The 8,205-nt window shown below is 73.5% G+C and carries 1 protein-coding gene; it reads left to right on the plus strand.

Annotation, left to right across the window (positions count from 1 at the left end):
• Window positions 1-8,205 (plus strand): SDR family NAD(P)-dependent oxidoreductase (locus tag ACZ5GT_RS40435; RefSeq protein ID WP_469036866.1); only part of this gene is annotated, 8,205 nt, incomplete at both ends.

Here is an 8,205-nt window from a genome sequence, read left to right on the forward strand (position 1 = left end):
GAGGTCGAGGCGCGTCTGGAGCGGTTCGGCGGGGTGCTGTCGGTGGCGGGGGTGAACGGTCCGGGTTCGGTGACGGTGGCGGGCGAAGTGCCGGCTCTTGAGGAGTTGGTGGCCGGGCTGGAGGCGGAGGGTGTGCGGGCGAAGGTGATCGGCTCGACGGTCGCTTCGCACTGTGCGCAGGTGGACCGGCTGCGTGGGCGGATCGTGGAGTTGCTGTCGTTCGTGCGTCCGCGGGCGGGGAGTGTGCCGCTGTATTCGACGGTGAGGGGGGAGGTGCTTCAGGGGGCCGAGCTGACGGCGGAGTACTGGTACGAGAACTGCCGACGGCCGGTGTCCTTCGAACCCGTCGTGCGGCGGCTGCTGGGTGAGGGGCATCGGGCGTTCGTGGAGTGCAGTGCTCATCCGGTGTTGATGTACGGGGTGGAGGAGACGGCTCAGGACGTGGGTGTGGAGGTGTGTACGACGGGCACGCTGCGCCGCGACGAAGGCGGCCTGGCGCGTTTGTACGCCTCGCTCGGCGCCGCGTGGAGCCGCGGCATCCCCGTCGACTGGACCGTCCTCAACGAAGCCGACGGCGCCGACGTGGCCACCGAACTGCCTACCTACCCCTTCCAGCGGCAGCGTCACTGGCTCGACACCCCGGACTCCGCAGCCGCCGACGTGGCGTCCGCCGGACTCGGCGAGGCGGGGCACCCACTGCTCGGAGCTGTGGTCCGGGTCGCCGAGGGAGACCAGTACGTGCTGACCGGGCGGCTGTCGCTGCGGAGCCACCCGTGGCTCGCCGACCACGGGGCCGACGGTGCCGTGCTGCTGCCCGGGACCGCCTTCCTCGAACTCGCCGTGCGCGCAGGGGACGAGGCGGGCTGCGACCACCTCGAGGAGCTCACCCTCGAAACGCCTCTGGTGCTGCCCGAGCGCGGCGCGGTGCAGGTGCAGACCGTCGTGGCCGCCCCGGACGGCTCCGGGCGCCGCACCGTGAGCCTGTACGCCCGCCCCGCGGACGACGCCGACGCACCGTGGACGCGGCATGCGACAGGGTCCCTCGCGCGCGGTGCGGCCGGTGCGGGGGCGGAGCTGACACAGTGGCCGCCGCCGGGCGCCGAGCCCGTGGACCTGGACGGGTTCTACGACTCCGCAGCGGCCGTCGGCTACGCCTACGGGCCCGCCTTCCAGGGCCTGAAGTCCGCCTGGCAGCAGGGCACGACCGTATGGGCAGAAGTAGCCCTCGCGCCCGAACAGGCTTCCCAGGCCGGCGCGTTCGGCCTCCACCCGGCGCTGCTAGACGCCGCGTTGCACGCCGAGCAACTGCTGCGCGCGGCCAACGGCGAGGAGCCGGGCGTACGACTGCCGTTCGTGTGGAGCGGGGTGTCCCTGCACGCCACCGGTGCCACCGCGCTGCGCATCCGCATGACCTCGCTCGGCACGGACACGGTGGCCCTGACCGCGGCCGACGGTCAGGGCCGGGTCGTGGCGCACGCCGACTCGCTCGTCCTGCGGCCGGTCGCCGCCGGCCGATCGCACGGCTCGCAGCGGGACGGTCTGCACGTCGTCGCGTGGACTCCCCTGCCGACCCGGCCCGCCCCGAACACCGACGACCAAGTACAGCTCGGCGGCCCGGACTTCGCCGACCTCGGCGCACTGCGGGCCGCCCTGGACGGCGGGCTCGCCGTGCCGTCGACCGTCGTCGTCACTCTTGAACCGGTCGCGAGCGAGACCGTGTCGGCGGAGACCGCCCGGCAGGCCACCGCCGACCTGCTCGCCCTGGTCCGCGACTGGCTCGCCGACGAGCGGTTCGCGCTGTCCCGGCTGGCCGTCGTCACACGCGGCGCCGTCTCCGTCCGCGAGGGGGAGGACCTCACCGACCTCGTCCACGCGCCGATCTGTGGGCTGATCCGTTCCGCGCAGGCCGAGAACCAGGACCGCTTCGTCGTCGTCGACCTCGACCCGCGGGACGACCGCGTTGACGACCTGGCCGTGGCCCTCGCGACGGGGGAGTCCCAGGTCGCCGTACGCGGCGGGACGCTGCTCACGCCGCGCCTGGTGCGTTCCACCGCCCCCGTCGGCACGAGTGAACCCGTGTGGCGCCCGGACGGGACGGTTCTGGTCACGGGTGGGACCGGGGCGCTGGGTGCGTTGGTGGCGCGGCATCTGGCCGGTGAGCACGGTGTGAAGCGGCTGGTGCTGACGAGTCGGCGGGGGCCGGGGGCGCCGGGTGCGGCTGAACTCGTCGCGGATCTGCGTGGGTTGGGTGCGGAGTCGGTGGAGGTCATGGCGTGTGATGTGGCGGACCGGGATGCGGTGGCGGCGTTGCTGGCGTCCTTGCCTGGCCCGTTGCGCGGTGTCGTGCACTGTGCGGGTGTGCTGGACGACGGTCTGGTGGGGTCGCTGACGGCGGAGCGGCTGGATGCGGTGATGCGGCCGAAGACGGACGCGGCGTGGCATCTGCACGAGCTGACCCGCGACGCCGACCTGGACGCCTTCGTGCTCTTCTCCTCCGTCGCGGGTGTGTTCGGCAATCCGGGGCAGGGCAACTACGCTGCCGCCAACGCCTTCCTCGACGCCCTCGCCCACCGCAGGACCGCCGAGGGACTTCCCGCCACCTCGCTCGCCTGGGGACTGTGGGAGCAGTCCAGCGGCATGCTGGCCCACCTCGGCGACGGCGACCTCGGCTGGATGGCCCGCGCCGGCATCCTCCCCCTCGCCGACGACCACGGGCTCGCCCTCATGGACGCCGCCCTGCGCACCCCCGGCCACGCCCTGTTCGTACCGGCCCGCCTGGACCTCGCCACCCTGCGTGGCCGGGCCGCCTCCGGACTGCTGCCCGGCCTGTTCCGGTCACTGGTACGCGCTCCGGCGCGGCGCACCGTGCAGACCGGTTCCGACATCGGCGCGGACACCCTCACCCGGCGCCTCGCCGCCCTCGCCCCCGCCGAACGCGAGCACGAACTGCTCGACATCGTGCGCACGGCCGTGGCCACCGTCCTCGGACACGCCGATCCCGGCGCGATCCGCCCCGACAAGGCGTTCAAGGAACTCGGCTTCGACTCGCTCACCGCCGTCGAACTGCGCAACCAGCTCGGCGCCGCCACCGGCGTACGACTCCCCGCCACCCTGGTCTTCGACCACCCGACGGTGGCCGCGGCGGCCCGGTTCCTGCTCACCGAACTCGTCCCCGACGGCCATGCCGAGGGGACCGCGGCCGCGGCGGTCGAACCCGTCCTGGCGCACACCGGCGCCGACGAGCCCATCGCCGTCGTCGGCATGGCCTGCCGATACCCCGGCGGCGTCACCTCGCCGGAGGACCTGTGGGACCTCGTGCACGAAGGCCGTGACGCCATCTCCGAGTTCCCCACCGACCGCGGCTGGGACCTCGAAACCCTCTTCGACAGCGATCCCGAACGCCTCCGCACCAGCTACGCCCGCGAAGGCGGATTCCTCTACGACGCGGGCGACTTCGACGCCGAACTGTTCGGCATCTCACCGCGCGAGGCGCTCGCCATGGACCCGCAGCAGCGGCTCCTGCTGGAGGCGTCCTGGGAGGTGTTCGAGCGCGCCGGGATCGACCTCGACAGCGTGCGGGGCAGCCGCACCGGCATCTTCGCCGGCGCCATGCACCACGACTACGCGTTCCGCGTCGAGGAACACCCCGAGCGCGTCGAGGGCTACGGACTCACCGGCACCCAGGGCAGCGTCGTCTCCGGCCGCGTCGCCTACACCTTCGGCCTGGAGGGCCCGGCCGTCACCGTCGACACCGCCTGCTCCTCCTCGCTGGTCGCCATCCACATGGCCGCCCAGTCCCTGCGCTCCGGCGAGTGCGGGATGGCCCTGGCTGGCGGTGTCGCCGTCATGGCGACGCCCAGTGTCTTCATCGAGTTCAGCCGCCAGCGCGGCATGGCCGCGGACGGCCGCTGCAAGTCCTTCTCCGCCGCCGCGGACGGCACCGGCTGGTCGGAGGGCGTGGGTGTGCTGCTCCTGGAGCGCCTCTCGGACGCCCGCCGCAACGGTCACCGGGTGCTGGCCGTGATCCGCGGCACCGCGATCAACCAGGACGGCGCCTCCAACGGCCTGACGTCCCCCAACGGGCCTTCCCAGCAGCGGGTGATCCGGCAGGCCCTGGCCAACGCCCGCCTCGGCCCCGCCGACGTGGACGCGGTCGAGGCGCACGGCACCGGCACCACCCTCGGCGATCCGATCGAGGCACAAGCTGTGATCTCGACTTACGGCCAGGACCGGCCGGAGGACCGCCCGCTGTGGCTGGGCTCCCTGAAGTCCAACATCGGCCACGCCCAGGCCGCGGCGGGTGTGGCGGGTGTGATCAAGATGGTGATGGCGATGCGGCGGGGTGTGTTGCCGCGGACGTTGCATGTGGAGGAGCCGTCGTCGCATGTGGACTGGTCGGCGGGTGGGGTGGAGTTGCTGCGGGAGGCGGTGCCGTGGCCGGGGGTGGGGCGTCCGCGGCGGGCGGGTGTGTCGTCGTTCGGGATCAGTGGGACGAACGCGCATGTGATTGTGGAGGCGGTCCCGGAGGAGTCTCCTGCTGTGGTGGCGGCGCCGGTTGCGGGTGGCTTGGTGCCGTGGGTGGTGTCGGGGCGTTCGGAGGCGGCGTTGCGTGCGCGGGCGGAGGGGCTGCGGGCGCTGGCGGGGGTTTCGCCGGTGGATGTGGGGGCTGCTTTGGTGCGGTCGAGGGCTGCGCTGGAGCGTCGGGCGGTGGTGCTGGCGTCGGATGCCGGGGGGTTCGAGGCTGGGTTGGAGGCGCTGGCTGGGGGTGTGCCGGTGGCGGGTGTGGTTGAGGGTGTGGTGCGTGCGGGTCGGGTGGCGTTGTTGTTCTCGGGGCAGGGTGCGCAGCGGGCGGGGATGGGGCGGGAGTTGTATGGGGCGCAGCCGGTGTTCGCGGCGGTGTTCGATGAGGTGTGCGGGTGTTTCGGTGTGCCGTTGAAGGAGGTCGTGTTCGGTGGTGGTGGGGGTGTGGATCGGACGGAGGTGACGCAGCCGGCGTTGTTCGCGGTGGAGGTGGCGTTGTTCCGGCTGGTGGAGTCCTTCGGGGTTCGTGCGGATTTTGTGGCGGGGCATTCGGTGGGGGAGATCGCTGCCGCGTATGTGGCGGGGGTGTTGGATCTGGCGGATGCGTGCCGTCTGGTGGAGGCGCGGGGGCGGCTGATGGGTGGGCTGCCGGAGGGTGGTGCGATGGTCTCCGTGCGCGCCACCGAGGAGGAGGTGCGGGCCCTGCTCACGGCGGGGGTGGATGTGGCGGCGGTGAACGGTCCGGAGTCGGTGGTGGTCTCCGGGGTGGAGGCGGAGGTGTTGCGGGTCGCGGAGGAGCTGGCGTCGCGGGGCCGTAAGTGCAGGCGGTTGCGGGTGTCGCACGCGTTCCATTCCCCTTTGGTGGAGCCGATGTTGGAGGCGTTTCGTGAGGTGGCCGGGTCGCTGACGTATCGGGTTCCGTCCGTGGGGGTGGTGTCGAATGTGACCGGGGAGCGGGTGGAGGAGTTTTCGGCTGAGTATTGGGTGGAGCATGTGCGGGCGGCGGTGCGTTTCGGTGACGGGGTCCGTCATCTGGCCGGGCAGGGCGTGACGCATTTCCTCGAGCTGGGTCCGCAGGGCGTGCTGGCGGCGATGGCGCGGGAGAATCTGGACGATGACTTCGACGGTCTGCTGACGCCGGTGCTGCGCAAGGGCCGTGCGGAGCCGGAGGCGTTCGTGACGGCGTTGGCGGAGGCGTGGACGCGGGGTCTGCCCGTGGAATGGGACCGTCTCTTCCCGGCCACCGGTACCCGGCATGTCGACCTGCCCACCTACCCCTTCCAGCACCAGCGCTACTGGCTCGAGCCGGCCCGTCCCGCCGTCGACGCCGCAGGGCTCGGTCTCGCCACGGCCGGGCACCCGCTGCTCGGTGCCGCGGTGCACCTGGCCGACGACCGGCTCGTCCTCACCGGTCGGCTGGCGGTGGACAGCCACCCGTGGCTGGCGGACCACGCGGTGGCCGGGACGGTGCTGCTGCCGGGGACCGCGTTCGTGGAGCTGGCCCTGCGGGCGGGCGAGGAGGCGGGCTGCGGTGTCGTCGAGGAGCTGACGCTGGAGGCACCGCTCGCACTGCCCGAACGGGGGGCGTTGCAGCTCCAGGTCGAGGTCGGCGCGCCGCAGGAGTCGGGTGTGCGGTCCGTCGCGGTGCACGCGCGGGCCGAGGGCGCCGCCGACGTGCCGTGGACGCGGCATGCCAGCGGTTCCCTCGCGCCGGGCGGGCCCGCGCCCGCCGCCGAGGACGGCGCCTGGCCGCCGCCGGGTGCGCAGCCGGTGGACCTGGCCGGGTTCTACGTGGGGCTGGCCGGCACCGGTTACGCGTACGGGCCCGCCTTCCGCGGCCTGCGTGCCGCCTGGCGGCTGGGGGACGAGATCCTCGCCGAAGTCGTGGCGGACGACGGCCACCGTGCCGAAGCCGGTGAGTTCGGGCTGCACCCGGCGCTGCTCGACGCGGCGCTGCACGGGATGCTGCTCGACGTACCGGGCGGCGAGGACGCCGCGCTGCGGCTGCCGTTCTCCTGGAGCGGAGTCCGCCTGTATGCCGAGGGTGCCACGGCGCTCCGGGTGCGGCTGCGGCCGGTGGGCAGCGACACCGTACGCGTGGACGTGGCCGACGCCGCCGGGCTGCCGGTGGCCGCGATCGAGGCGCTCAGCCTGCTGCCGGTCTCCGTCGAGCAGCTGGAGCGTGCCCGGGCGGCGGACAACGACAGCCTGTTCCGCGTCGCCTGGACGCCCCTCACCGCCGACCACGAACCGCCGCGGTCCTGGGCCGTCCTGGGCACTCCGCACTCCGACGACGAGGCCGCCGCGACGGTCTACGCCGACCTGGACGCGCTGGCCGTTGCCGTCGCCGACGGCACGCCGGTGCCGGACACCGTGCTGCTCCCGGTACCGCCGCGCAGTTCCGTGGTGACCGCCGACCGGGTGCACGAGGAAACGGCACGACTGCTCACGCAGGTGCAGCGGTGGCTGGCCGAGCCGGCGTTCGACGGGGCCCGGCTCGTGATCGTCACGCACGGCGCGATCGCCGTCCGCCGGGGCGAGGACGTCTCGGACCTCGTCCACGCCGGGGTCTGGGGACTGGTGCGGTCCGCGCAGGCCGAGAACCCGGGGCGGCTCGTCCTCGTCGACGTCGACACGGACCCCGGTGCCGTCGACGAGGACACGCCGGTCATCCCGGCCGTGGCCACCGGCGAGGAGCAGGTCGCCGTGCGCGACGGTGAACTCCTCGCCCCGCGCCTGACGCGCCGCACCGGCAGTGCCCTGCTCACCCTGCCCGAGGACGTTCCCTGGCGGCTCGACACACCCGGTGACGGCACCTTGGAGAGCCTGGCCCCGGTGCCGTTCCCCGAAGCGGCCGCACCCCTCACCGAGGGGCAGGTGCGGATCGCCGTCCGCGCGGCCGGCCTGAACTTCCGCGATGTGCTGATGGCACTCGGCATGTACCCCGACACGATCGTGCTCGGCAGCGAGGCCGCGGGCGTCGTCACCGAGGTCGGTCCCGGGGTGACGGACCTCGCCGTAGGGGACCGGGTGATGGGCATGATGCCGCACTCCTTCGCCGCGGTCGCCGTCGCCGACGCCCGGATGGTGGTGCGCGTTCCGCGAGGCTGGTCGTTCGAGCAGGCCGCCTCGGTGCCCGCCGTGTTCCTGACCGCGTACTACGCCCTGGTGGACCTCGCCGGCCTCCGGCGTGGCGAGCGGGTCCTGGTGCACTCCGCGGCCGGCGGCGTCGGCATGGCCGCCGTACAGCTGGCCCGGCGCCTGGGCGCCGAGGTGTTCGGCACGGCGAGCGAGGGCAAGTGGGACGTGCTGCGTTGGGAGGCGCGCCTGGAGGCCGCCCACTACGGCTCCTCGCGGTCGACCTCCTTCGAGGAGCGCTTCAAGGCCGCGACCGGTGGCAGGGGCATGGACGTCGTGCTGGACTGCCTGGCCGGTGAGCTGGTCGACGCCTCGCTGCGGCTGCTGCCGCGCGGCGGCCGGTTCGTCGAAATGGGCAAGACCGACATCCGCGACCCCGAGCAGATCGCCCGCGACCACCCGGGCGTGGCCTACCGGGCCTTCGACCTGATGGAGGCGGGGCCGGAGCGGATCGGGGAGATGCTGCGGGAGCTGGTCGGGCTGTTCGAGTCGGGTGCGCTGCGGCCGTTGCCGGTGCGGGCGTGGGATGTCCGGCGGGCTGCGGAG

The organism is Streptomyces sp. NPDC031340, from assembly GCF_055569945.1.